Origin of the sequence: Spirillospora sp. NPDC047418, assembly GCF_040643275.1 — a bacterium.
Taxonomy (GTDB): domain Bacteria; phylum Actinomycetota; class Actinomycetes; order Streptosporangiales; family Streptosporangiaceae; genus Spirillospora.
On sequence record NZ_JBEYTW010000056.1, the window covers coordinates 10,180 to 33,961 of the forward strand.

14 protein-coding genes are annotated in these 23,782 nt (G+C 76.0%); 8 read left to right on the top strand and 6 right to left on the bottom strand.

Translation table 11 applies throughout. From position 1 onward, the window contains the following. Window positions 1–151: 151 nt before the first annotated feature. From ABZ806_RS28930 to ABZ806_RS28945, 4 genes are all read left to right on the top strand, one after another. Window positions 152–5,842 (top strand): beta-ketoacyl synthase N-terminal-like domain-containing protein, encoded by a 5,691-nt coding sequence (locus ABZ806_RS28930; protein WP_500220568.1) that lies wholly within the window; start codon window positions 152–154, stop codon window positions 5,840–5,842. Next, the gene (locus ABZ806_RS28935) at window positions 5,839–10,107 is read left to right on the top strand and encodes a beta-ketoacyl synthase N-terminal-like domain-containing protein (protein ID WP_500220569.1); all 4,269 of its coding nucleotides are present in this window, start codon (window positions 5,839–5,841) and stop codon (window positions 10,105–10,107) included. Before ABZ806_RS28930 ends, ABZ806_RS28935 begins: the two co-directional genes overlap by 4 nt. Next, complete coding sequence (locus ABZ806_RS28940) at window positions 10,104–11,327, top strand: glycosyltransferase (RefSeq protein ID WP_500220570.1); 1,224 nt, start codon at window positions 10,104–10,106, stop codon at window positions 11,325–11,327. The genes ABZ806_RS28935 and ABZ806_RS28940 overlap by 4 nt, the downstream gene beginning before the upstream one ends. Window positions 11,328–11,516: 189 nt before the next feature. Beyond that, complete coding sequence (locus tag ABZ806_RS28945; RefSeq protein WP_500220571.1) at window positions 11,517–11,960, top strand: OsmC family peroxiredoxin; 444 nt, start codon at window positions 11,517–11,519, stop codon at window positions 11,958–11,960. A 9-nt stretch (window positions 11,961–11,969) separates the two neighbouring features. Here the strand turns inward: ABZ806_RS28945 and ABZ806_RS28950 are convergent, their stop codons facing one another. Both ABZ806_RS28950 and ABZ806_RS28955 read right to left on the bottom strand, forming a co-directional pair. Next, window positions 11,970–12,623, bottom strand: a complete 654-nt coding sequence (locus tag ABZ806_RS28950) for a DUF1361 domain-containing protein (RefSeq protein ID WP_500220572.1) — start codon at window positions 12,621–12,623, stop codon at window positions 11,970–11,972. Window positions 12,624–12,649: 26 nt separating this feature from the next. After that, window positions 12,650–15,397 (bottom strand): ATP-binding protein, encoded by a 2,748-nt coding sequence (locus tag ABZ806_RS28955; RefSeq protein ID WP_500220573.1) that lies wholly within the window; start codon window positions 15,395–15,397, stop codon window positions 12,650–12,652. Between the two features lie 179 nt (window positions 15,398–15,576). On the opposite strand from ABZ806_RS28955, the gene ABZ806_RS28960 reads away from it, so the two are divergent. Then, the gene (locus ABZ806_RS28960; RefSeq protein ID WP_500220574.1) at window positions 15,577–17,859 is read left to right on the top strand and encodes a hypothetical protein; all 2,283 of its coding nucleotides are present in this window, start codon (window positions 15,577–15,579) and stop codon (window positions 17,857–17,859) included. Here the strand turns inward: ABZ806_RS28960 and ABZ806_RS28965 are convergent, their stop codons facing one another. The 4 genes from ABZ806_RS28965 to ABZ806_RS28980 all read right to left on the bottom strand — a co-directional run bounded on the left by ABZ806_RS28965 (window position 17,860) and on the right by ABZ806_RS28980 (window position 20,935). After that, the gene (locus ABZ806_RS28965; protein WP_500220575.1) at window positions 17,860–18,876 is read right to left on the bottom strand and encodes a M48 family metalloprotease; all 1,017 of its coding nucleotides are present in this window, start codon (window positions 18,874–18,876) and stop codon (window positions 17,860–17,862) included. A 687-nt stretch (window positions 18,877–19,563) separates the two neighbouring features. Continuing rightward, complete coding sequence (locus tag ABZ806_RS28970) at window positions 19,564–19,962, bottom strand: hypothetical protein (RefSeq protein WP_500220576.1); 399 nt, start codon at window positions 19,960–19,962, stop codon at window positions 19,564–19,566. 49 nt (window positions 19,963–20,011) lie between these two features. Beyond that, complete coding sequence (locus ABZ806_RS28975; protein ID WP_500220577.1) at window positions 20,012–20,356, bottom strand: DUF6191 domain-containing protein; 345 nt, start codon at window positions 20,354–20,356, stop codon at window positions 20,012–20,014. A 45-nt stretch (window positions 20,357–20,401) separates the two neighbouring features. After that, window positions 20,402–20,935, bottom strand: coding sequence for a pyridoxamine 5'-phosphate oxidase family protein (locus ABZ806_RS28980; protein ID WP_500220578.1), 534 nt, complete (start codon window positions 20,933–20,935; stop codon window positions 20,402–20,404). A 113-nt stretch (window positions 20,936–21,048) separates the two neighbouring features. Between ABZ806_RS28980 and ABZ806_RS28985 the strand changes: the two genes are divergently transcribed. The 3 genes from ABZ806_RS28985 to ABZ806_RS28995 are packed head-to-tail and all read left to right on the top strand — an operon-like array spanning window position 21,049 to window position 23,770. After that, window positions 21,049–21,870 (top strand): Nif3-like dinuclear metal center hexameric protein, encoded by an 822-nt coding sequence (locus ABZ806_RS28985; RefSeq protein WP_500220579.1) that lies wholly within the window; start codon window positions 21,049–21,051, stop codon window positions 21,868–21,870. Then, a complete protein-coding gene (locus tag ABZ806_RS28990) occupies window positions 21,867–22,610 on the top strand; it encodes a zinc ribbon domain-containing protein (RefSeq protein ID WP_500220580.1) in 744 nt (247 codons plus the stop codon). The genes ABZ806_RS28985 and ABZ806_RS28990 overlap by 4 nt, the downstream gene beginning before the upstream one ends. Then, window positions 22,607–23,770 carry a bifunctional RNase H/acid phosphatase gene (locus tag ABZ806_RS28995; protein ID WP_500220581.1) on the top strand — a complete coding sequence of 388 codons (1,164 nt, stop codon included), beginning with the start codon at window positions 22,607–22,609 and terminating at the stop codon, window positions 23,768–23,770. Before ABZ806_RS28990 ends, ABZ806_RS28995 begins: the two co-directional genes overlap by 4 nt. The last annotated feature ends 12 nt before the right edge of the window (window positions 23,771–23,782 follow it).

Below are 23,782 nucleotides of genomic sequence, written 5' to 3' on the forward strand. Positions count from 1 at the left end.
TCGCGGGTCTGCCGGAGGCCAAAGGACGTTCCAATCTCCTTTGCGGACACGCCAGCAACACGCCCTCGGGTGTGTCGTCTCGGTAATCGGCGTGTCGCCGACCGTAGTGTGGCGCACCGTTGTTGGCGCACGGGACGTCGGGGGGCAGAGCATGACGGCGGACACGGGCGGATACGGCACGGCCCGGGGCGATCGGGCGCCCGCGGAGATCATCGGGGGCGCCCCGTCCGGCCGTCCGGTGCCCCATCTCACCGTGGCCGTCGCGCGCGCGGGCGGGACCGGGATCCTCGGCCTCGGCGCCGACCGGGCGCCCGTGCTCGCCGCCCTCGCCGACGTGCGCCGCTGGTGGACGGGCCCGTTCGGCGTCCGCGTCCCGCCCGGCTGCCGGGTCCGCGCCGCCGAGATCCCGCCCGCCGCCCGCACCGTCGTCGTGGACGCCGCCGCGCTGCACTCCGACGACTGGCTCGCCGTCGCCGGGTTCGCCCGCGGGCGCCGCCTGCTGATCGAGGTCGCGGAGCCGACGGAGGCCGCGGACGCCGTCCGGATCGGGCGCGGCCTCACCGAAGAGGTGGGGATCATCGCGCGGGGCGGCGGGCGGCCCGCGGATCCGACCGCGTTCGTCCTGCTCCAGATGCTGCTGGCCGAGGCGGACGCCCCGGTCTACGCGGCGGGCGGCATCGGCCCGCACACGGCCGCCGCCGCCGTCGCGGGCGGCGCGGCCGGGGTGGTCCTGGACGAGCAGCTCGCGTTCGTGCGCGAGGCGGAGCCGAGCGGGCCCGGCCCGGCGCTGGGCCGGCCGGGCGTGGTGCTCGCGAACCGGTACAAGACGGCCGGGGGAGTGGTGCAGGCCGTCCGGGAGCAGATCGTGCTGCACGTGCGGGCCGCCGTGCGGGCCGAGCCGCTGGCGCCCGGCACCGGCCCGGTCGCCGTGCAGGGGCCGATGACGCAGGTCAGCGACGTGTCGGCGTTCGCGGGCGCGGTCGCGCAGGACGGCGGCCTGCCGTTCCTGGCGCTCGGCCCGCTGGACGGCGGCCGGGTGCGGGCGCTGCTGCGGGAGACCGCCGACCGGCTCGGCGACCGGCCCTGGGGCGCCGGGATCCCCGGCGGCGCGCCGGCGGACCTGCGCGCGGAGCAGCTCGCCGCCGTCCGCGACGCCCGGCCCCCGTACGCGATCATCGGCGCCGGCCGCCCGGCGGAGGCCGCCGCGCTGGAGGCCGCCGGGGTCGGCGCATACCTGCACGTCACGTCACCGGAGCCGCTCGGACGGCTCCTCGGGGAGGGCGCGCGGAAGTTCGTCTTCGCGGGCAGCGAGTGCGGCGGGCCCGCCGGGCCGTACCCGGGCTTCCCGCTCTGGGACGCGCTGGTGGAGCGGCTGGCGGCGTTCGGCGGCGACGCCCGCGAGCTGTCGGTGATGTTCGCGGGCGGCGTCCACGACGCGCGGTCCGCCGCGATGGTCGCCGCGCTGGCCGGGCCGCTCGCCGAGCGCGGCGCCGACGTCCGCGTGCTGATGGGCACCGCGTACCTGTTCACGCCGGAGGCGGTCGCGGCGGGCGCGATCGTGCCCGCCTACCAGGACGTGGCGCTCGCCTGCACGGGGACGGCCGTGCTGGAGACGGCTCCCGGGCAGGCGGTCCGGTGCGCCCGCACCCCGTACACCGAGACGTTCGAGCAGACCCGCCGCGAGCTGGAGCAGGCCGGGACGCCGGAGCGGGAGGTGCGGCGGCGGCTGGAGAAGCTGAACCTCGGCCGGCTGCACCTCGCGAGCCGGGGCCTGCGGCTCGGCACGCCGGTCGACCCCGTCCGGCAGCGCTCCGAGGGCCTGTACGCGATGGGGCAGGTGGCGGCGCTGCGCTCGGCCACGACCGGGATCGCCGCCCTGCACGAGCAGGTCACCACCGGCGCGACCGCCTTCCTGGCGGCGCGGGCGGCCGAGCTGGGCATCGGGACGGGCGACGCCGTGCGCGACGCCGCGCGGCCGGCCGATGTCGCGATCATCGGCCTGGGCTGCGTCGTCCCCGGCGCCTCCGACGCGGACGGCCACTGGGCGAACATCGTCGGCGGCCGGTCCCGTGGCGGTGCCGTTCCAGGCGTCCCGTTCGACGCGGACGCGTACGGAATCCCGGCGGACGCGATCGGCGGGATCGCCCCGATCCAGCTCCTCTCGCTGGAGACCGCGTTTCGTGCCCTGCGGGACGCCGGCTACGGCGACCGCCCGTTCGACCGGTCCCGGACCTCGGTGTTCTTCGCGGCCGAGGGCGGTGGCGACCTCGGCATCGCGCACGCCCTTCGCGCGACGCTCCCGGCCTACCTGGGCGAGCTTCCGCCCGGACTGGACGAGCAGCTCCCGCGCCCGTCCGCCGACTCCCTCGACGGCGCCCGCACCGGCGCGGTCGCCGGGCGGATCGCCGACCGGCTCGGCCTCGGCGGCGCGGCCTGCACGGTCGGCGGCACGCCGCTCGCCGCCCTCGACGCGGCCTGCAAGGACCTCATGACCGGCTCCAGCGCCATGGTGCTGTGCGGGGGCGCCCACCTGAGCGACCGCGTCCACGACCAGGCGGCGGCCGCGTCCGGGGACGGCGTCGTGTGCGCGGTCCTGAAGCGACTCGCGGACGCCGAGCGCGACGGCGACCGGATCTACGCGGTGGTCAAGTCGGTCGCCGGGTCCGGTGGCAGGCTCGCCCTGGAGCGCGCCCACGAGCGCGCGGGCGTCGCGCCGTCGTCCATCGGACTGGCCGAGACGGACGGCCTCACTGGCCTCGTCACGACCGCGTGCGCGCTGCACACGGGCGTGCTCCCCGGGTCGCCGGACTCCGGCGCCGCCCGCCCGTGGGCGGCTCGTCCCGGTGAGCGGTTCGCCGGTGTGAGCGGGCCCGGGTTCTGCGGCAGGCGCTTCCACGCCGTCCTCTCCGGGTACGAGGGCGCCCCGGAGCCGGTGTCGGGGCTCGCCGAGTGGCCCGCCGAGCTGTTCCTGATCCGCGCGGACGACCGGGACGCCGCGCGCACCGCGATCGACCGGCTGGCGCGCCTGCTGGACGGGCGGCCCCGGCTGCGCGACCTCGCCCGGACCGCCGCCTCGCTCGAAGGCCCCGTCCAGGCGGCGTTCACGGCGTCCGGACCGGACGACCTCCGCGAGAAGCTCGCGCTCGCCGCGCGGTTCCGCCCGGCACCGGGGATCTTCGTTGCGGCGGGCGAGCCGGGGCAGGTCGCGTTCCTCTTCCCGGACGAGTCCGCGGACGAGGTTCCCGGTGCGGGCGGACGGCCCGGAATGCCCGCCGACCTCTGCGTCGCCTTCCCCCGGCTGCAGCGCCTGCTGCGCCTGGCCGGCGGGCGGTGCGCGGGCACCGGCATCGCGGGGCTGGCCGTCCACCGGCTGCTCACCGCCGTCGGCGTCCACCCCGACCTCGCCGCCGGCCGCGGCCACGGCGAACTCGCCGCGCTCTGCGCCGCCGGGGTCATCGACGACACCGACATGATCGAGATCGGCGTCGGCTGCGCCGGCGCGGTCCCGTCCCGCGCCGACCTGGCCGGCCACGACCTCCGCTCGCCGGCCTTCCCGGTCTGGGCGAGCACGACCGCCCGCCCCTGCGAGACCGACCCGGCCGACCTGGCCCCGGCCCCGGCCGCGCCCGTCGACGCCGCCGCGCAGATCGAGGCGATGTACGGCGCGGGCGCCCGCACGTTCGTGGAGGCGGGCCCCGGCCGCGCGCTGACCGACCTGGTCGGCGCGACCCTCGGCGACCGCCCGCACACCGCCGTCGCCTGCGCCGCCCCCGGCGGGGACGGCCTGGGCGGCACCGGCCTGGAGGCGCTGCTGCGCGCGCTCGCCGAACTGGCCGCCGCCGGTGTCCCGGTCGACCCGGTGCCCCTCTTCGCCGGGCGCGGCGCCCACCCGGTCGACGACCCGATGGCCGGCCCGGCCGCCGGACCCGGCTGGCTCGTCGACGGACGCTCCGTCCGCGCCGCCGACGGCGGCTACCCGGCCGGCGCCCTGCGCCCGCCCGAACGCGTCGCGGACGTCCGCCGCCCGGCCGACGCCGCCGTGCTGGAGTACCTGCGCACCAGCCGGGAGATCATCGCGGCCCAGCGCGAGGTCGTCCTCCGGCACCTGACCGCGCCCGCCCCGGCGGCGCCCCCGGCCTCGCCCGCCGACCCGCTAGCGGAGCCGCCCGCCGAGATCTCCGCCGACCCTTCTGCCGAGCCCCCCGCCGAGATCTCGGACGAGCCGCCTGCCGAACCGTCGGCCGAACTGCCCGGCGAACCGCCGGGCGAGCCTTCGGGCGAGCCGCCTGCCGAGCCGCCTGCCGAGCCGCCCGGCCAACCGCCGGGCGAGCCGTTGGGCGAGCCATCGGGCGAGGCGTCGGGCGAACCGCCCGGCGGGTCGCCGCGGCCCAGCGTTCCGCGGCCGGCCCGGCCCAGCGCCCATGTGCGGACCGCGGCGCTGTCCGGGGGCCCGGCCCCGGCAGCGCGGGACGAGCCGCCCGCTGCCGGGGCGGAGGAGGAGCGGCGCGAAGACCACCCCGCGCCCCCGCAGGACGCGGGGACCGTGCCCCGGATGCGCCGGGCCGACCGGCAGGTGTGGCCGAGCCCCGAGGCGCGGGCCGCCCGGCGGCCGGCGCGGCGGGTGCCGCGGGTCGTCGACCTCGATCCGCTGCCGGCACCGCCGGAGTCGGGGACGGCGTTCGCCGGCCGGAGCTTCGTCCTCGTCGACGACGGGTGCGGCATCGCGCTGGAACTGGGCGACCTGCTCGAACGGCACGGCGCGCGGGTGCGCACGCCGCAGGACGTCGACGGACCCTGCGACGGGCTCGTCCACCTGGCGGCCCTGCGGCCGGGAGCGGCGGGCGTGCTGCCCGGGGCGTTCGCGGGCATCGGGCGGGCGGTGACCGGCGGCCTGCGGTGGCTGGTCCTCGCCAGCGGCGCCGGAGGGCGGTTCGGGCACGGCTTCCACGGCGGGGGCATCGGCGATCCGGCCCCGGGCGCGGGCCTGCGCGGCCTGGCCCGGACCCTCGCGAACGAGTACCCGGAGGCGCTCGTCCGGGCCCTCGACCTCGACACCAAGGACACCCCGCGGGCGATCGCCCGGCGGATCATGGCGGAGCTGCTGGCCCCCGACGCGCCGGTCGTGGTCGGGCACGAGGGCGGCCTGCGGCACGGGCTGGAACTGCTGCCGGCCGAGCCGCTCGGCGACGGCGCCCCCGACCTCGGGCGCGACGCCGTCGTCCTGCTGACCGGCGGCGAGCACGAGGTCACGGCGCGGACGGCATTGGAACTGGCCCGGACGACCGGCTGCCACATCGAGCTCATGGCCCGCGCGTCCGGCCGGGACCTGCGGCCGGAGGCCCTGGAGGAGCACGCGGCGTCCGTCCGGTTCCACGCCGGCGACGCCCGGGACCCGCAGGCCGTCCGGAGCGTCGCCGAGAACGTCCAGCTGACGCACCGGCGGCTGGACGGCGTGATCCACGCCGCCGCGCTCGGCGAGGCGCCCCGCGACCTCGAGAACACCTACCGGGCGAAGGTCGACGGCGCCGCCGCGCTCGCCCGGGCGGTCCGGCCCGACCTCGGATTCTTCGCCGTCCTGTGCGGGCTCGCCGGGGTGCGCGGTGACCGCGGCCGGGCCGGCGACGCCGCGGCCGAGGACGCGTGCGGCACGCTCGCCCACCTGTGGCGCAGACGCCTGCGCGGCCGGGTGCTCGTCGCCGGCCTCGGCCCCTGGCCGGACGGCGGCACCGATCCCGGCGGCGGCGCCGCGCCGATCGACCCGGGGGCCGCCGCGGCGGCGCTGCTGCGGGAGATCGCCCGCGGCGACGAGACGCACGTCGTGCTGACCGGGGACGTCCGGTGAACGAGGACCGCGAGCCGATCGCGATCGTCGGTGCCGGGGCGGTGTTCCCCGGCGCCGGGTCGGCGGCCGAGCTGTGGCGCAACGTCCTCGCCGGGTTCGACGCGATCAGCGAGGTGCCGCCCGGACGCTGGGACCCCGCGCTCTACTACGACCCGGACGCCTACGCCCGCGCACCGCAGAGCGACCGGTTCTACTGCCGGCGCGGCGGGTTCGTCGACGACCTCGCCACGTTCGACCCGGCCCGGTTCGGCATCCTCCCCGCGGCGGTGCCCGGCATGGAGCCCGACCAGCTGCTCGCGCTGCGCACCGCCGGGGACGCGATCGCGGACGCGGGCGGCGACGAGCGGCTGCCCGACCGGTCCAGGATCGGCGTCGTCATCGGCCGCGCCGGCTACCTCACGCCCGGCGCGGCCCGCCACGACCAGCGGGTCCGGACGTCCCACCAGGTCACCGGGATCCTCGGCGAGCTGATGCCGGAACTCGGCCGGGAGCGGCTGGCGGAGATCCGCCGGGCGTTCTGCGAGCGGCTCGGCCCGGACGGCGGGGACGCCCCGATCGGGCTGGTGCCGAGCCTCGCCGCGTCCCGCATCGCCGGCACGTTCGACCTGCACGGACCCGCCTACACCCTCGACGCGGCGTGCGCGTCGTCGCTGCTGGCCGTCGAGCACGCCGTGCGGGCGCTGCGCGGCGGGCAGGCGGACGCGATGCTCGCCGGGGCCGTCCACCACGCGCACCACGCCACGCTGTGGAGCGTGTTCAGCCAGCTGCGCGCGCTGAGCCCGAGCGAGACGATCCGCCCGTTCGACCGGGCCGCCGACGGGACGCTCCTCGCCGAGGGCACCGGGATGGTGCTGCTGAAGCGGCTGTCGGACGCCGAGCGCGCCGGCGACCGGATCCACGCGGTCATCCTCGGCGCCGGGTCCTCCAGCGACGGGCGGGCCGCGAGCATCCTGAGCCCGCTGGTGGACGGGCAGGTCCTCGCCGTCGAGCGCGCCTGGCGGGACGCCGGCCTGGACCCGGCGGCGCCCGGCGCGGTCGGGCTCGTCGAGGCGCACGGCACCGGCACCCCGGCGGGCGACGAGGCGGAACTGGCGACGCTGCGCCGCGTGCTCGGGGCCGAAGGCCCGCCGGTCGGGCTCGGCACCGTCAAGTCGATGATCGGCCACGCGATGCCCGCCGCCGGGATGGCCGGGCTGATCAAGGCCGCGTTCGCGCTGCGCGACGGGGTGCTGCCGCCGACGCTGCACGTGGACGACCCGCATCCGGCGCTGGCCGGCGGCAGGCTGCGGCTCCTGCGGGAGGCCGCCGAATGGGAGCGGCCCGGCGGCCCGCGGCGGGCCGTGGTGAACGCGTTCGGGTTCGGCGGGACCAACGCGCATCTGGTCCTCCAGGAGCCGCCGTCGTCGACCGTCCGGCGCGGAGGGCGGCGGCGGCTCGACACGCCGGCTCAGGACGGCGAGGCCGTGCTGCGGCTGGCCGCGCGCACGACCGAGGAACTGGCCGGGGCGCTGGCCGCCTCCGACGAGTCGCTCCTCGCCCGGGCCACCGAGGACGTTCCCGACCTTCCGTGCCGCCTCGCCATCGTCGGCCCGACGCCGCGCAGGCTCGACCTGGCGCGGGCCGTCGTCCAGCGCGGAACCGCGTGGCGGGGCCGGAGCGACGTGTGGTTCGCGCCGCGTCCGCTGCTCGCGGAGGGCGGCCGGCTGGCGTTCCTGTTCCCCGGGTTCGAGCCCGCCTTCGACCCGTGCGTCGCCGACGTCGCCGCGCACTTCGGGCTGCCCGACCCCGGCCTCACCGGCCGCACCGACCTGCTCGGCCACGCCGCCGACGCGCTGGGCGCCGGGCGCCTGCTCGCCGCCGCGCTCGCCGAACTGGGCGTCGAGGCCGATGTCGTGGCCGGGCACAGCCTCGGCGAATGGACGGCCATGACCGTCGCCGGGATGTGCGACGCGGGCGCGCTCGCCCGGGACCTCGACGGCGCCGCGCTGGACGCCCCCGACGCCGTGTACGCGGTGCTCGGCTGCGGCGCCGCCCCGGCGCGGGAGGCCGTCGCGGCGGGGTCGGGCGTCTTCGTCAGCCACGACAACTGCCCGCACCAATCGGTGATCTGCGGGCCGGCGGAGGCCGTCCGGGAGATCCTCGGGCGGCTGGCGTCCGAGGGCGTCCTCGGCACCGAGCTGCCGTTCCAGGCCGGATTCCACACCCCGCTGGCCGAGGCGTTCGAGAAGCAGGTGCGGCACTCGCTGGAGGCCCTGGAGATCCGCGAGCCGCGCGTCCCGCTGTGGTCGGCGTCGACGGCCGCGCCGTTCCCGCGCGGGCCGGAGGCGGTCCGCGACCTCGCCGTCCGGCACCTGCTCGAACCCGTCCGGTTCGGCGAGCTGATCGAGGAGCTGTACGGCGCGGCGCACGTGCGGGCGTTCGTCCAGGTCGGGCCCGGCGGGCTGACCGGGTTCGTCGCCGACCGGCTCGGCGACCGCGAGCACCTCGCGATGGCCGTCAACGTGCCGAAGCGGGACGGGATGGCGCAGCTGCGCCGGGTCGTCGCCGCGCTGTGGGCCGAGGGCTACGGCGCCGCCGCGCCGCCCCCGGCCGCCGCCGGCCTGCGGCTCGACCTCGGCACGCCGCTGGTCAGGCTGGACGGGGCGGTCGAGCCGATCCACCGCGCGCCGGGCGTGCCGTCGCTGCCGGCCGACGATCCCATCCTGGCGGAGCTGGAGGCGCTGCTGAACGACGCGGCGACGGGGGCGCAGTCCGTCCTGGAGGCGCTCGGCGGCGGGGCGGCGCCGGTGGCCGCGGGGGAGCCGTCGCCGGAGGCCGCCGAGCTGAGCGTGTCCCGCGCGTTCTCCGTCGAGGCGATGCCGCAGCTGGCCGACCACTGCCTCGTCCCGCAGGCCCCCGGCTGGCCCGACCTGTCGGACCGGTTCCCGATCGTCCCGCTGGCCGCGCTGGTCGAGGTGATGGCCGGCACGGCGCGCGAGCTGCTGCCCGACGCGGTCGTCGTCGGGTTCGAGGACGTCCGCACCGTCCGGTGGATCGTGGCCAGCCCGCCGACGACCGTCGACATCCGCGCCTCCCTCGTCGACGACGGCGACCGGCCCCGCAGGGTCAAGGTCGTCATTCCCGGGTACGCGGACGCGACGGTCCTACTCGCCGAGCACTACCCCCTGCCGCCCGCCCCGGACCGCACGCCGCTCACCATCGAGGGCCCGCCCATCGTCACCGCCGAGCGCCTGTACGAGGAACGCTGGATGTTCCACGGCCCGCTCTTCCGCGGCATCAGCGAGATCACGGCCCTGGCCGAGGACGGTGTGCGCGCCGTCCTGACCGCCCTGCCCACGCCGGGGGCGCTCATGGACAGCGCCGGGCAGCTCTGCGCGCACTGGATCCAGGTGTACGGCGACACCAACCAGACCGTGTTCCCGGTCGGGGTCGAGCGCGTCCTGCTGTACGGGCCGCCGCCGACCGCCGGGGAACGCCTGGAGACGACGATCTGGAACCAGTCCCTCACCGACACGACCATGCGCTGCTCGGCGGAGATGATCCGTGAGAACGGAACCGTGTGGGCGCGCATCGACGGATGGACCACGCACCGCTTCTACACCGACGAGGCCCTCTGGCGGATGAAGTTCACCCCCGAGGTGTCGGGGACGGGCGAGCCCCAGCCCGGCGGCTGGACCGCGGCCCGCAAGCGCTGGGACGGCTCCGCGTCCCGTGACCTGCTGATGCGCCAGTACCTCCGGGCGAGTGAGCGCGCCGCCTACGAGGCGCTCCCGCCGGTCATGCAGGGGCCGTGGCTGCTCGGGCGGATCGCCGCGAAGGACGCCGTAAGGGACCACCTGTGGCGCAACGGACACGGGCCCCTGTTCCCCGCCGAACTCACCGTCCAGGAGGGGCCGACGGTGACCGGCCCGTTCGACGAGCCGCTGACCGTGTCGATAGCCTCCGACGGAGAACTGGGCGTCGCCCTGGTGCGGCCCGGCCACGACCCGGCGGGCATCGGGCTCGCCGTCAGCGAGAACAACGCACGGGTGCGCGCCGCCAAGCAGGCGGTGCTGCAGTCGATGGGCACGCAGCCCATGAGCACACAGCCCATGAGCACGGGGGCGGACGGCCCCGAACTGGTCGTGACCGTCGCCGACGCCGAACGGCTCCTCATCGCCGCCGGCGGCACCGTCACCACAGTGCAGACCCGCGAACTCGACGGGCACGTCATCGCCTGGACGACCGTGTCCGGCGGAACCGACATGGAGGAAAGCCGAGCATGACCCAGCGCCGCGCGAGCGCCCGTCGCGTCCAGGTCCCGTCGATTCTCGGCGACCCGGGAATCCAGCGGGTCCGGACGCCGGAACGCCGATTCCTGTTCGCCGTCCCCCCGCTCACCGGGCGCATCGCCCCGATGGCCGCGGTCGCCGCCGAACTCGGCCGCCGCGGCCACAAGGTCGCCTGGGCGGGGCACCGCGCGTCCCTGGAAGGCATGCTGCGGCCCGGGTCGCGCGTCTTCGGCGCCGGCGACGACTTCGGCGCGGTCCGCGACCGCTGGCTGGAGTTGCGCGGCCTCGACGCGCTCCGCTTCCTGTGGGAGGACTTCCTCGTCCCGTTCGGCCGCGCGATGATGCCGGGCGTCGAGCAGGCCCTCGACCGCTTCCACCCGGACGTCGTGCTGTCGGACCAGGCCGTCCTCGCCGCGCCGGTCGCCGCGCGGCACCGCGAGATCCCCTGGGCGACCTCCGCCTCCTCGCCCGCCGAGTTCACCCGCCCGCTCGCCGGCCTGCCGGAGGTCGAGGAGGAGATCCGCGACCACATCGGGGACTTCCAGCTCGACCACGGCATCGAGGACCTCCTCGACCTGCGCTTCTCCGACCACCTCACGCTGGTCTTCGCCACCTCCGCTCTGGTCGGCGACACCTCGGTCTTCCCGGACCACTTCGCCTTCGTCGGCCCGACCGCGACCCGTTCGGCCCCGTGCACGTTCCCGTGGGAGTGGCTGGACGGACGCCCCGCCGTCCTGGCCACCCTCGGCAGGATCGCCGGGCCGTCCGCCGACCGGTTCTTCCAGGCCGCCGCCGAGGCCGTCCGCGACATGGACGTCCAGGCGGTCTTCGTCGCGCCGCCGGGCACGGTGCCCGAGCCGCCGCCGAACGTCCTGGTCCGCGAGCGGATCCCCCGGCACAAGCTGCTGGACCATGCCTCCGTGCTGCTGTGCCACGGCGGGCACACCGCGGTCTGCGAGTCCCTGTCCCGCGGCATGCCGCTGGTGGTGGCCCCGGTCAGGGACGACCAACCGGTCATCGCCCGCCGGGTGGAGGCCGCCGGGGCGGGCCTGTCCGTCGGCTTCGAGGACGCCCGCCCGGAGGACCTCCGCGCCGCCCTCTCCACCGTCCTGGCCGACGGCCCGCACCGCGCCGCCGCCGAGACGGCCCGCACCGGGTTCGCCGCCGCCGGAGGCGCCGCCGAGGCCGCCGACCGCCTGGAGAAACTCGCCTGACCACCGACCTACCGCACCGACCTGACCGCACCGACCTGACCACCGAAGGGCCCGCACGCCGCCGACGGCCTCCGCGTCGTCCCTGATGCGCCTCCCAGCGCTCCGCTCTTGTGTTTTTTACAAGTTGGACTGTAAAAATAGGTGGGGTGCTGAAAAATCTGTGCCCGGTCACGGTGTGAGGAGAGGGACATGGCGATCGCTGAGCGGACGGCGGAGACCACGTGGGAGGGGACCCTCGCCAAGGGCGGCGGGACGCTGAGCGGCTCGACCGGGGCCTTCACCGGGCTGCCGGTGAGCTGGGACGCCCGAACCGTCCGGCCGGACGGGGTGACGAGCCCCGAGGAGCTGGCCGCGGCCGCCCACTCGTCCTGCTTCGTGATGGCGCTCGCTCTGCGGCTCGGCGAGCACAAGGCCAAGCCGGAGCGGCTCACCGTCGCGGCGACGGTGACGCTCGACGAGGTGGACGGCGTGCCGACCATCGTGTCCTCGGCGCTGCACGTCAAGGGGAAGGTGCCCGAGCTCGACGCGGCCGGCTTCCAGACGGCGGTGGACGAGGCGGCCGAGCTGTGCCCGGTGTCCCGGCTCTTCGCCGGCGCCGAGATCAGCGTCGAGGCCGAATTCGTCGAGGACTGAGCCCGGCCGTCAGGACGTGAGCGTCGTGTGCAGGCGGCGGGCGTTCCTCAGGGTCGCGTCGAACGAGGCTTCGGCGATGGCCTTCGTCATGAAGTGGCACACCCAGGTGACGAGGAAGGTGCCCACGATCAGCACCGGCGCCCACGTCCAGGTCAGGTGGACGACGATTCGCTCGATGGTGGCGTGCGGGTCCACGACGGGTTCCCAGCTGTTCAGGCGGGCCCAGCGGCCGAGGAAGATGCCGATGGCGCAGAGGGCGTGCGCGGCCACGGTGGCGCGGCCGTTCCAGGCGCCGAGTCCGAGCCGGGTGAGGTGGCGGGTCGCGGCGGCCAGCGACAGGTAGTACGCGAGGAAGCCCGACGCGATGAGCAGCGCGTAGAGGGGGAGGATCGCGGTCACCACCGGGCCGCCGCGGTCGGCGTGGACGATGTCGCCGCGCAGGTGGACCAGGTCGGTGACGACATACGGAGCGTTCGGCAGGAAAAGGACGAAGAGCACCAGGCCCGTCCACCAGAAAGGCGACCGGGAAACGCGGCTCCCGCGGAAGAGGAGGAATGCGAGCCCGGCCGGAATCCAGGCCAGGAAGGTGTTCCAGCCCATCCACCAGGCGTCGCGGTGGAGGACGTCGACAAGGTTCGGTGCCACCTGCTCCAGAATCCCCATGGCTCCCATGGTGCCTGAGGGGTCGCCTATTCGGCGGAAATGAACGAGCCGAGCACGCCGTCGGCGTTGCCGAGCCGGGCGGCCGCCTCGCGGAGGCGGGCGGGCCAGTCGGCGTCGGCGCGGACGGCGCCCACGGCCTTCTCGATGGCCCCGGTGGAGCCCCAGACCGCGAGGTCGCGGGCGCCGAGGTCGCGCTGGTCGCGGTCCCACCAGGCTTTGACGGTGCCGAGTTGATCGGCGAGTGCCGCACCGGGAATGGCGCGCCCGTAGTGGGCCTCCCATCTGTCGCTGAACGGATGGCGGCCGCCGCCGGGGTCCGCTTTATGGGCGCGTTCGAGTTCCTCCAGGACGAGGCACCAGCGGTAAGGGGCCGCGAAATAGGCCGTTTCACCGCTTTCGCAGGAGCCGCCGTGCGCCGCCGCCACCAGATGGCCGGCGAGTTCGCCCGGAGCCGCCCGGGACGCGACGGCCGCGTCCACGGCGTGCGAGACGGCGCAGTCGCGGAGCCGGCGGGGCAGCCCGTCCAGCGCGGACGGGTCCGGGTGCGGGGTGCCCCAGCCGGTCAGGTGCGCGGCGGTGGCGAGCTCCGCCCACAGGACCAGCTCCGGGCGGTCGGCCATGGCCCGCTGGGCCATGCGCATGTCGCGCAGGGTGCAGGGGGAGTCGCGGCAGTCCGTCCCGCAGGTGCCGCTGCGCGGGGTCACGAGGGTGGCGGGGGAGGCGAGCGGCGCGGCGTGCTCCGCCCGGGAGCCGTCCGGTACGCGCACCAGGTGCGGGAAGTCCATGCCGTCGGTGAACACCGCGCCCTCGCCGGGCGTGAGCGTGACCAGGAACTGCGACTGGGCGTCGGTGATGTTCATGGTGGCGCCGACCGCGTCCCGGTCGTCCCGCGCGGGCAGCCGATGGACGATCTTGACGGCGGTGTTCTTGATGACGTCCGGGACGAGCTTGGACGGGATCTGCTCCGCCACGATCAGCCCCTCCCCGTACGCGCGGATCTCCGCCAGCAGGCTCGCGAACGTCTCCACCGCGTGCGCCGCGGGGCCCGCCTGCTCGCTGCGCCGCAGCAGCCGGTGCGCCTCCTCGAACACGCTCAGATGCCGCAGGCCGGCCGCGGCGCCCTGCCGCATCCGCAGGTGCTCCACCAGCCGGACCAGGACGGTGCCCATCAGGAACGCCTTGTCGCGGTCGTCGCCGACGTCCTCGATCTCCAGGACGACGTTGCGGGCGAGCAGCGCGTCGAAGTCGATCGGGTGGCCGCCCTCGAAGAACCGCCCCGTCGTGCCGAGCCGGAGGCTGGACAGCCGCACCCGGATGAACCCGCGCACGTTGTCGGTGATCTCCTGCCCGTAGCCGATGTCGTCGACGACCTCCTCGGCGACGGCCTGCAGGTCGGCGAGCGAGGGGTACCGCGGCGACGTCCCGGGGAGGGTCGGCTCGCCGAGCGCCAGGTCCCAGCCGAGCCGCTCGTAGCAGCGGGTCAGCGCCGCCGCCAGCACCTGCGGGAACGGCTCGTCCGCCTCGAACGCGGCGAGGAACAGCGCCCGGACGAGGTCGGCGTGCGTCTGCAGCGGGAACGGCCGCCCGTCCGGGCCCATGGCCGGTTCGAGCGGATTGATCCCGGCCGCGATCGCCTCCGCGTCACCGGGCCGGATCACGACGACCTCCGCGTCAGGCAGCCCCGCCGTCGCCAGCCGGGACGCCATCAGCCGGTACTCGGCCTTCGCCGGCTCCACGACCAGCCACGGCAGCCCGGCGGCGGACGCGGCGGTCAGCAGCGACCGGATGGTCTGCGACTTGCCGGAGCCGGTCGCGCCGCACACGAACGTGTGCCGGTTCAGGCTGGGCAGCGGCAGCGACAGGGCCCCGACCTCGCGGCGGTCGCGGTCCAGGACCCGGCCGAGCGGGACGCCCGCGTCCGCCGACTCGGGCGTCACGTCGAACTCCGGCCGCATCACGAACCGGACCCCGGCGACCTCCCGGGCGGGCGGCCGCGCGAGCGCCGCCACCAGCTGCGTGCTGGCCTCGAACGGCCCCTTCTCGCCCGGGACCAGCGCGTACGGCAGCCCGGTCAGGTCGGTGGACGCGCACACCAGCGCCGCCACCCGCGCGGCACCCTCCGGCGTCGCGGCCCCGGCCGCCAGGTGCACGCGCCACAGCCCGGACGTCGCCGACCGCCGCAGCTCCCGGTGCCGCCGCTCCATCCGCACCGCCGCCACCGACTCCTCCGGCGACATCTCCGCCATCGACTGGGCGCGCTGCTGCCGGTCGGCGAGATCGTCGGCGAGGCGCCCGGCCTCGGACGGCTCCACGGGCTCGGCGACCAGCAGCCACGCGAACGGCCGCATCCACACCGAGAGCAGACCGTCCTCCAGGGACGGCCGGGCGGGCTCCTCCTGGAGCCGGTCGTCGACGAGCAGGCCGTCGGCGATGCCGCCGATGCCGACCCAGTGCGGCATCGCGTCCGCGGCGACGCCGCCGGGGACCAGCACCCCGCGCCCGCCCGCCGGGAGGCTCAGCGTCGCCGCGCTCCCGTCCCGGTCGGCGACGAGCCCGGACCCGCCGACGAACACCTCCGTCGGCCCGAACGCCGCCGCGCGCCGCCAGCCGACGAGCACCGGCTCCCCGCCCGCGTGGTACGCCGACACCAGCGCCGCGAGCCGCTGGTCGCGCCACTCGTCCCGGCCGTCCGCCCGGTCGGGCCGCGGCACCTCCAGCAGCCTGCACACCGGCAGGCCGCGCAGCAGCTCCGACATGTCAGCCCCGAGTGCCATGGTGAGTCAGGTTATTGAGCAAGAGCACCGTTGGGAAGGCCGATTTGCGGCAGAGGGCCTGACAAGTTCCGTGTCAATCTGCTTGGGTGGTCTGCGGCATCGCCGCGCGGGCCCGGACGCCGCGGGGACAGGCGTGACGAGCGGAGTCGGCACCCGAGCAGAGCGGGGGGTTCAGCGTCGTGACGGGCGAACCGGTCGACCACGGGGGGCTGCTGTCGCGCCGCGAGCGCCTGTTCAGCCCCGATCCGCGCATCGGATGGGTCTTCCGGGACCGCTGGTGGTTCCTGACCCCGTTCCCGGAGGCGCCGCCGCAGCAGCAGGCGTTACCTGAATACTTGGCGCGCCGCGTCACCGAGACCGAGCTCGCCGCCCAGCGCAGGCTGACCCGCACCCTCCCGGCCAGTGCGGGCATCGCCGCCGTGCTGGTGCTGTTCGCCGCCTGCTCGGCCGGCGCCTCCGCGCAGCTGTCGGCCGGGTCGCTGCTGCTCGCGGTCATCGCCATGGTGCCCGGCGGGGTGCTGACGTGGTGGGCGCTCCAGCAGCGGCAGGCCGCCAGAGCGGCCTACGAGCTGGCGCAGAAGCAGGTCGTCGGCGGCTACGAGGAGCGGTCGCGGCAATGGCACGCCCGCAGGCAGGCCCACGACGCCGCCGAACGGGCGCGGCTGGACGGGCTGCCCGAATGGGGGTCGGCCCCGCTGCCCGGCCGCCGGCTGGACGTGTTCGGCGGGACGCTGTGGGCCTGGGAGGCGCTGCTCACCACCTACGGGGCGTCCGCCCTCGCCGTCCAGCCGCTGCTGGTGCTCGACTTGTCCCGCGAGGTCGTGAGCCGCGAGCTGGTCGAACTGGGCCGCGCCGCCTGGATGGACGTTGACGCGCAACTGCTGCCCAGCCGCCAGGCGTCGTCGAGCCTGCTGACCGACATGTCGCCGCAGGACCTCGTGGACGCGATCGTCGAGTCCATGCACGGCGGCACCCCCGACGCGGCCCGCGCCGAGCGGAGCATGGACGACCGCATCCTCACCAAGGTGTGCGGGGCCCTCGGCGGCGACATCACCCTCGCGCGGATCGCCGCCGCCCTGCGCGCCCTGATGGGCGAACCCGACGACGGGGACGTCCTGACCCGCGACGAACGGCGGCACATCGCGAGCGAGCTGTTCACCGTGGAGTACCGGCGCCAGGCCCACGCGAACCTGTCGCGGATCGAGTCGTACGTCCACCCCCTGGAGAACCTCGGCACGGAGCCGTCCGGAGAGGGCGCCGGGTACCTGACCGTCGTCGCGCTGGACAGCCAGGCCCGCAACGTGCGGTCCGAACTGCTCACCGACCTGATCGTCCAGTGGGTCACGCACCGGATCACCGCGTCGTGGGAGTCGACGCCCGCCCTGGTGATCGCCGGCGCGGACGAGCTGGCCCGGCGCCACCTGGAGCGGCTGTCGGACGCCTGCGAGCGGCGCGGCGTCCCGCTGACGCTGCTGTTCCGGCATCTGCGCGAGACGTCCGCCGAGCTGATCGGCGGCGGCGCGGTCGGGTTCATGCGGCTCGGCAACCACGAGGACGCCGCGCGGGCCGCCGGCTTCATCGGACGCGACCACCGGTTCGTGCTGTCGCAGATCACGAAGAACGTCGGCGGGAACGAATCGCACACCTCGACCGACACCCGGGGGGAGGGCGACTCGGAGACCCGCAGCACCAGCCGCACGACGAGCACGTCCCGTAACTGGGGGACGAGCAATTCCGCCGGCGTCAGCTACTCGGGCGGTGAGATGTTCGGGCTGTTCCCCGACCGGTCGACCTCCAGCCAGCGCGGCCGGAACCGGGGCGGCTCCACCGGCCAGAGCCACACCGAGGGGACCGCGACCTCCACCTCCCGGAACTGGTCGGCCGCCTACGCCTACGCCGAGGGCACCAACTGGAGCGACGCCGACACGACCCAGCGCGTGTACGAGTACCTCGTCGAACCCGTGACCCTGCAGCACCTTCCCGACCACGCGCTGCTGCTGGTCCGGTCCGAGCCCGGCGGGGGGCGCACCGTCACCCCCGTCGAGTGCGACCCGGCGATCATCACGCTGGACCGCGTCACCACCGGCCCCCTCCCGGACCCGCCCGCCCCGCGGCAGGCCGTCCCCGGCCCCGCCGCGCTGACCCGGCAGCCCCCGCAGCCGACTGCGCAGCCCCCGCAATGGGCCGCACCGCCGCCGCAGTGGGCCGCGCCCCCGACACCGCCGCCCCCGCGCGCACCGCTCGCGTCCGACCCCGGCCCACCCCCCGGCCACCGCCCCGGCCCTCACCAGGGCTCGCCGCCTCCGCAGGCGCCGCGCGCGTTCGATCCCGGCCCACCTCCCGGCCACCGGCCCGGCCCTCACCAGGGGCCGCCGCCTCCGCAGGCGCCCCCCTCGGCCGATCCCGGGCCGCCGCCCGGCCCCCACCCGGGGCCGCCGCCGCTGTGGGGCGGCAAGGGCTGATCACCCGAGCCGGCGCCGCAGCCCCTGCGCCCGCCGGACCAGGTGGAGCGGCAGCCCGTGCCGGGCGTGTTCGATGCGGTCCTCGACGGCCGCGACCAGGTCGGCGCCGAACCCGAGCCGCACCGCGACGCCGTCCGCCCGTCCCTCCCCGCGCCCGCCCGGCAGCCGCGCGCCGAGCGCGGCGATGTACGCGACGCAGGCGGGCAGCGCCACCACCGCGGTGACCGCCGTGGCCACCAGCGCCAGCAGGAACACCAGCACGAAACCGATCGGCCGGTGCCATGTCACGGCCCGCCTCCACATCGGCCCGATCGGCGACCAAGACCGGCGCAGCGTCCACAGCAGCGCCCGGCTCGGCAGCGTGACCTGCGCGTGCACGAACGCCGGGACCGCCCGCCACCCGAGCAGATGCCCCAGCTCATGGGCGAGCACGGCCTCCAGCCGTCCGGGCGGCAGCGACCGCGCGGACGCCGAGGTGACCGCGACCGTCCGCCCGAACGGCACGCAGGCGTTCAGCTCGTCCGACTCGACGACCACCAGCCGGTACGCACCCGCCCCGGCACGCCGCTGGACGTCCCGCCACGACTGCTCCAACTGGACGCGCTCGGCGCTGCCCGGCTCCCGGTACCCGTACACCCGCCCCGCCCCGAGCGGCGCCAGCAGCACCAGCGCCCACACGGCGACGACCGCCACCGCGCCCCAGACGGGCCACACCGACTGAGCCCCGAACGCGGCGGCCGCGACGACGACGGCCTCCGCCCCCACGATGACCGCGACGGGAACCCCCGCCCGCCCCGGCGCCTGCCGTCCGGGCGGCAGATAACGCCCCGCCTCCGGAACGTGCCACCCGGCCGCGCCGGTATCGGTCGCCGGCGCGGAAACGGCGGGCACCGCCTGGGGCGCCGCGGCTTGTCGGGACGGGACCGGCGGCAGATGCCCCTCCACGGGCGTCCGAGGTGCGGGCGCCCGCACCGGCACCGCGACCTCCGGCGGCGGCCCCTGCACGGCGTGCGGCACGGACGGCTCCACCGGCGTGCGAGGCGCCGGTGGCACGAGGAACGCGCCCGGCGGGGCCGGGGGCGTTCCCCAGGCGACGTCGGCAGCCGGATCGGGCAGTCGCGGCGGCGTGGGCACGGTCGTCTCGGCGGGGTCTGGACTGGCGGACGAGGGCTGCGGCGTGCCCGAAGGCGGCGCCGTCCACACGTCCAACGGCGATGCGAGTGGCGGCGCGGGCGTCGCTTGGGGCTGGGCGGCCGGTAGTGGGGGTGGCGTTGGGGGGCTGGGTGTCGGCTGTGGTGCGGTGGGGGCGGGTGCCGTCCATGCGTCCGGTGGTGACGTGGGTGGCGGCGCGGGCGTCGCTTGGGGCTGGGCGGACGGCGGTGGCGGTGGCGTTGGGGTGTCGGGTGTCGGCTGTGGTGCGGTGGGGGGCGGTGCCGTCCATGCGTCCGGTGGCGCGGGTGGGGGTGCGGCCTCGGGGGGTGGCGGGGGCTCTGGAGGTGGGGTGGTGCTGAGGGACGTGCGGCGGCGGGTGCGGGATTCGTACCGGCGTGACCGGGCGGTCCAGGTTTGTCCGTCCCAGTAGCGTTCGCGGCCCATCCACTCTGGATCTGGGTACCACCCAGGTGGTGTGCTCACCGGAACCCGCCTCCCGTCAGGGTCGGCTCAAAGGCTTGCGCACGAGGCGACAGGGAGTCAACGGGGTCGTCACAGCTTGGGGGTGAAAGGGCGGCGGTGGGCGGGGTCGTCGGGCTCGGCGAGGCCGCGCAGGGCCGTCTCGACGAGTTCGACGGCGCGCAGGACGGCGACGAGGCGGGCGCCCTCGCGGCGGTAGGCGTCCAGGACGGACTCGACGCCGTGCGGCGGGACGACGTCGCCGAGGTCGACGCGGGCGGTGCGGAAGCCCTCGCGGGCCGCGTCCAGGGACGCGCCGACGTGCTGGCGGGCCATCCGGGCGAGCGCGATGGGGTAGCGGCGCAGGACCCCGTAGCGGCGGTACTCGGGCGGGACGAGCTCGAGCAGCCAGCCGAGCGCGGTGTCCTCGAAGCGGTCGGAGCCCGGTGGGTGCACCTGCGAGGGCCAGCCGGGCGGGACGTAGGTGCTCACGAGGGCAGGATAACGTGTATTCGAACCTATGTTCGAGACAAATCGGACACTAATCGTGCGGCGGGTTGCGCCGTATCCGGATCCTGCCCGAGTCCAGGTCGTCGCGCGTGGCGCCGTCCCCGGCCTGCTCGTGGTCGTCCTGCCGCAGCACCTTCTGCCGCTGCTGCTCCTCGACCTTGACCTTCTTGGAGCCCTCGAACGCGGACGCCAGGTCCTCGAACAGGCCGCCGCCGGAGCTGGCGCCGGTCTCGCCGTCGCCGCGGATGGCCCCCATCAGGGACGACTTGCCCGTCCCCTCGCGGGGCCACTCGACGATCTCCGGTTCGGCCGCCGCCGGGCGGTTGCCCAGCGGACGGCCCTTGACGCGCTTGCGGCGCCGAAAGGGTGACTTCACACAGGCTCCAACGCGATGAGTCTCCGGATTGATCCCAGCGGACATTCAGGTTGTGAACGACCATCGGGTGGGAGAACCGGTGAAATCTCCCTGCCGGAGCCCGAACACCGACTGTGGGCGCACCGCGACGGTCGCGTTCACCTCGGGGTCCAGGAAATCGACACGATAGCGGGTCGCGTACTTGGAGTTGACCAGGTCGATGAACCGCTGGAGATCCTTGGACTCGGTGAGGATCTCGGCCCGCCCCTCGATGACGACGGGGTTCTCGGCCTCCTCTGTGGTCACCACCACCTGCGGGTTCGCCCGCAGGTTCACCATCTTGCGGGACGGGACGGCGCTGCTGAACAGCAGTGCCTCCCCCGACCACGCGCCCCACACGGGCATGGCGTGCGGACGCCCGTCCGGCCGGACCGTGCACACCCAGAAGTTGCGGGCGGCGCGCAGGCGCTCCACCGCCCACGACCACGGCAGCAGGCCGGCTCCCTCGTCCGGGCCCTGGATGCCGTAGCCGGGCATGTACGGGCGTTGCGCCTTGGGCTCCTCAGGTTCGGCTTCCGCGGCGGCGCCGGTGGCCGACATGGTGTTCTCCCCTCCGTCGTGCGCTGTCCCGTCCATATCGTTACAGACCGCGGGGCCCCGGGGTAACGCTCGGTGGCTCGTTGGGAGCGGCTCGGCGCGGTAGCCTGCGGGACGTGCGCCTATCCCATGTCATCACGGTTCTGGAGGAGCTGTACCCGCCCGCGTGGGCGGAGTCCTGGGACGCCGTCGGCCTCGTCTGCGGAGACCCTGACCAGGAGGTCGGACGGGTCCTGTTCGCCGTCGACCCCGTCGCGGCCGTCATCGACGAGGCGCTGGAGTGGGGGGCCGGCCTGGTGGTCACGCACCACCCGCTGCTGCTGCGCGGGGTGCACTCGGTCGCCGCCACCACCCCGAAGGGGCGGCTGATCCACCGGATGATCACGGACGGGATCGCGCTGCACACCGCGCACACCAACGCCGACCGGGCCGATCCCGGCGTCTCGGACGCGCTGGCGCGGGCGGTCGGCCTCACCGGCGGGCTGCGTCCGATGGTCCCCGCCGCCGACGACCCGCACCGCGGGCTCGGCCGGATCGGGGAGCTGGCCGCGCCGCTCACGCTGCGGGAGTTCACCGAGCGGGCCGCCGCCGGGCTGCCCGCCACGGCCTGGGGCGTGCGGGCCGCCGGAGACCCCGAGGCGCTCGTCCGCACCGTCGCCGTCTGCGGCGGCGCCGGCGACTCCCTCCTCGACACCGCGCGCGCCGCCGGTGTCGACGCCTACCTCACCGCCGACCTGCGGCACCACCCCGCGTCGGAGTTCGCCGAGCACGGCGGCCCCGCCCTGGTGGACGCCTCGCACTGGGCGACCGAATGGCCGTGGCTGGCCGACGCCGAGCGCCGGCTGGCCGCGTCCTCGCCGGAAGCGGGCACGTTGGAGACCCGGGTGTCCACGCTCGTCACCGACGCGTGGCGCCTTCACGCAGAAGGAGCATTGTGAAAGCCGCACCGCAAGCCCAGCTTCGCCTGATCGACCTGCAGGACCTCGACAGCTCGCTGGACCGGCTGGCGCACCGCCGCCGCACGCTGCCCGAGCTGGCCGGGATCGAGCGGCTGGAGGGACGCCGCACCGAGCTGCGCGACGCGATCGTGGCGGCCGAGACCGCGGTCGGCGACCTGGCCCGGGAGCAGAAGAAGGCCGAGCAGGACGTCGACCAGGTCCGCACCCGCGCCGACCGCGACCAGAAGCGGCTCGACTCCGGGCAGGTGACGTCCGCGAAGGACCTGTCCAGCCTGCAGGCGGAGATCGAGTCGCTGCAGCGCCGCCAGACCGACCTGGAGGAGGTCGTGCTGGAGATCATGGAGCGGACGGAGGAGGCCGAGGGCAGGGTCGCCGCGCTGCGCGCCGAGCAGTCCGCCGCGCAGGAGGAGCTGACCGGGCTCACCGAGCGCCGCGACACCGTCCAGCGGGAGATCGACGAGGAGGCGGGGACGACCAGCGCCGCCCGCACCGCCGTCGCCAAGGACGTCCCGGACGACCTGCTCGCCCTCTACGAGAAGCTGCGCGGCCAGTTCGGCGGCGTGGGCGCGGCGAAGCTGTTCCGGGGCGCGTGCCAGGGCTGCCACCTGGCCCTCAACACCGTCGACCTGAACAACATCCGGGCCGCCGCGGAGGACGAGGTCGTCCGCTGCGAGGAGTGCCGGCGGATCCTCGTCCGCACGCCCGAGTCGGGGCTGTGAACGCACCTGCCGGAGGCCGCGGGGGGCCGTCCCCCCGCAACGGCACGGGTTCTCGGAAGCTGGTCGTCGAGGCGGACGGGGGCTCGCGCGGCAACCCCGGGCCCGCCGGGTACGGGGCCCTCGTCCGGGACGCGCTGACCGGCGAGGTCCTCGCCGAGGCCGCCGAGTCGATCGGGCACGCCACCAACAACGTGGCCGAGTACCGGGGCCTGATCGCCGGGCTGGCGGCCGCCGCCCGGATCGACCCGTCAGCCCGCGTCGAGGTCCGGATGGACTCCAAGCTCGTCGTGGAGCAGATGTCCGGCCGCTGGAAGATCAAGCACCCGGACATGATCCCGCTGGCGCTGGAGGCGCGGGATCTCGCGTCCGGGCTGGGCTCGGTGTCCTACGGCTGGATCCCGCGCAACCGGAACGCGCACGCCGACCGGCTGGCCAACGAGGCGATGGACGCCGCCGCCCGCGGCGAGCACTGGACCCGCAAGGTCGAGGAGGCGCCGCGCGAGCCCGGTCCGGGCGAGCCCGGACCGCCGCCGCGCCCGCCGTCGTCCGCCCCGATGACCACGGTCCTGCTGCGGCACGGCGAGACGCCCCTGTCGGTCGAGAAGCGCTTCGCCGGGATCGGCGACGTCCCGCTCACCGCGAACGGCGCCGCCCAGGCCCGCGCCGCCGCGCTCGCCCTGACGGACCGCGGCCTCGACGCGATCGTCACCTCGCCCCTCGTCCGCTGCCGCGACACGGCCGCCGAGGTCGCCGCCGTCACCGGCCTGGACGTCCGGGTCGAGGACGGCTTCCGCGAGACGGACTTCGGCGAGTGGGAGGGCCTCACGTTCCGCGAAGCGGGCAAGGGGTGGCCCGCCGAGATGAAGTCCTGGCTGGCCGACCCCGAAGTGGCCCCGCCCGGTGGGGAGAGCTTCGCGCAGGTGTCGCGCCGCGTCCGCACGTCCCTGGACAAGCTCAAGGTCCGCTACCGCGAGCAGACGGTGCTGGTGGTGTCGCACGTGACGCCCATCAAGCTCCTGATCAAGGACGCCCTGGGCGCGCCCATGTCGTCCCTCTACCGGATGCACCTGGACGTGGCGGCCCTGTCGTCCATCGACTGGTACGCCGACGGCCCCGCCACCCTCCGCACCTTCAACGACGTCCACCACCTTCCCTCTTGACCCACGGACGCC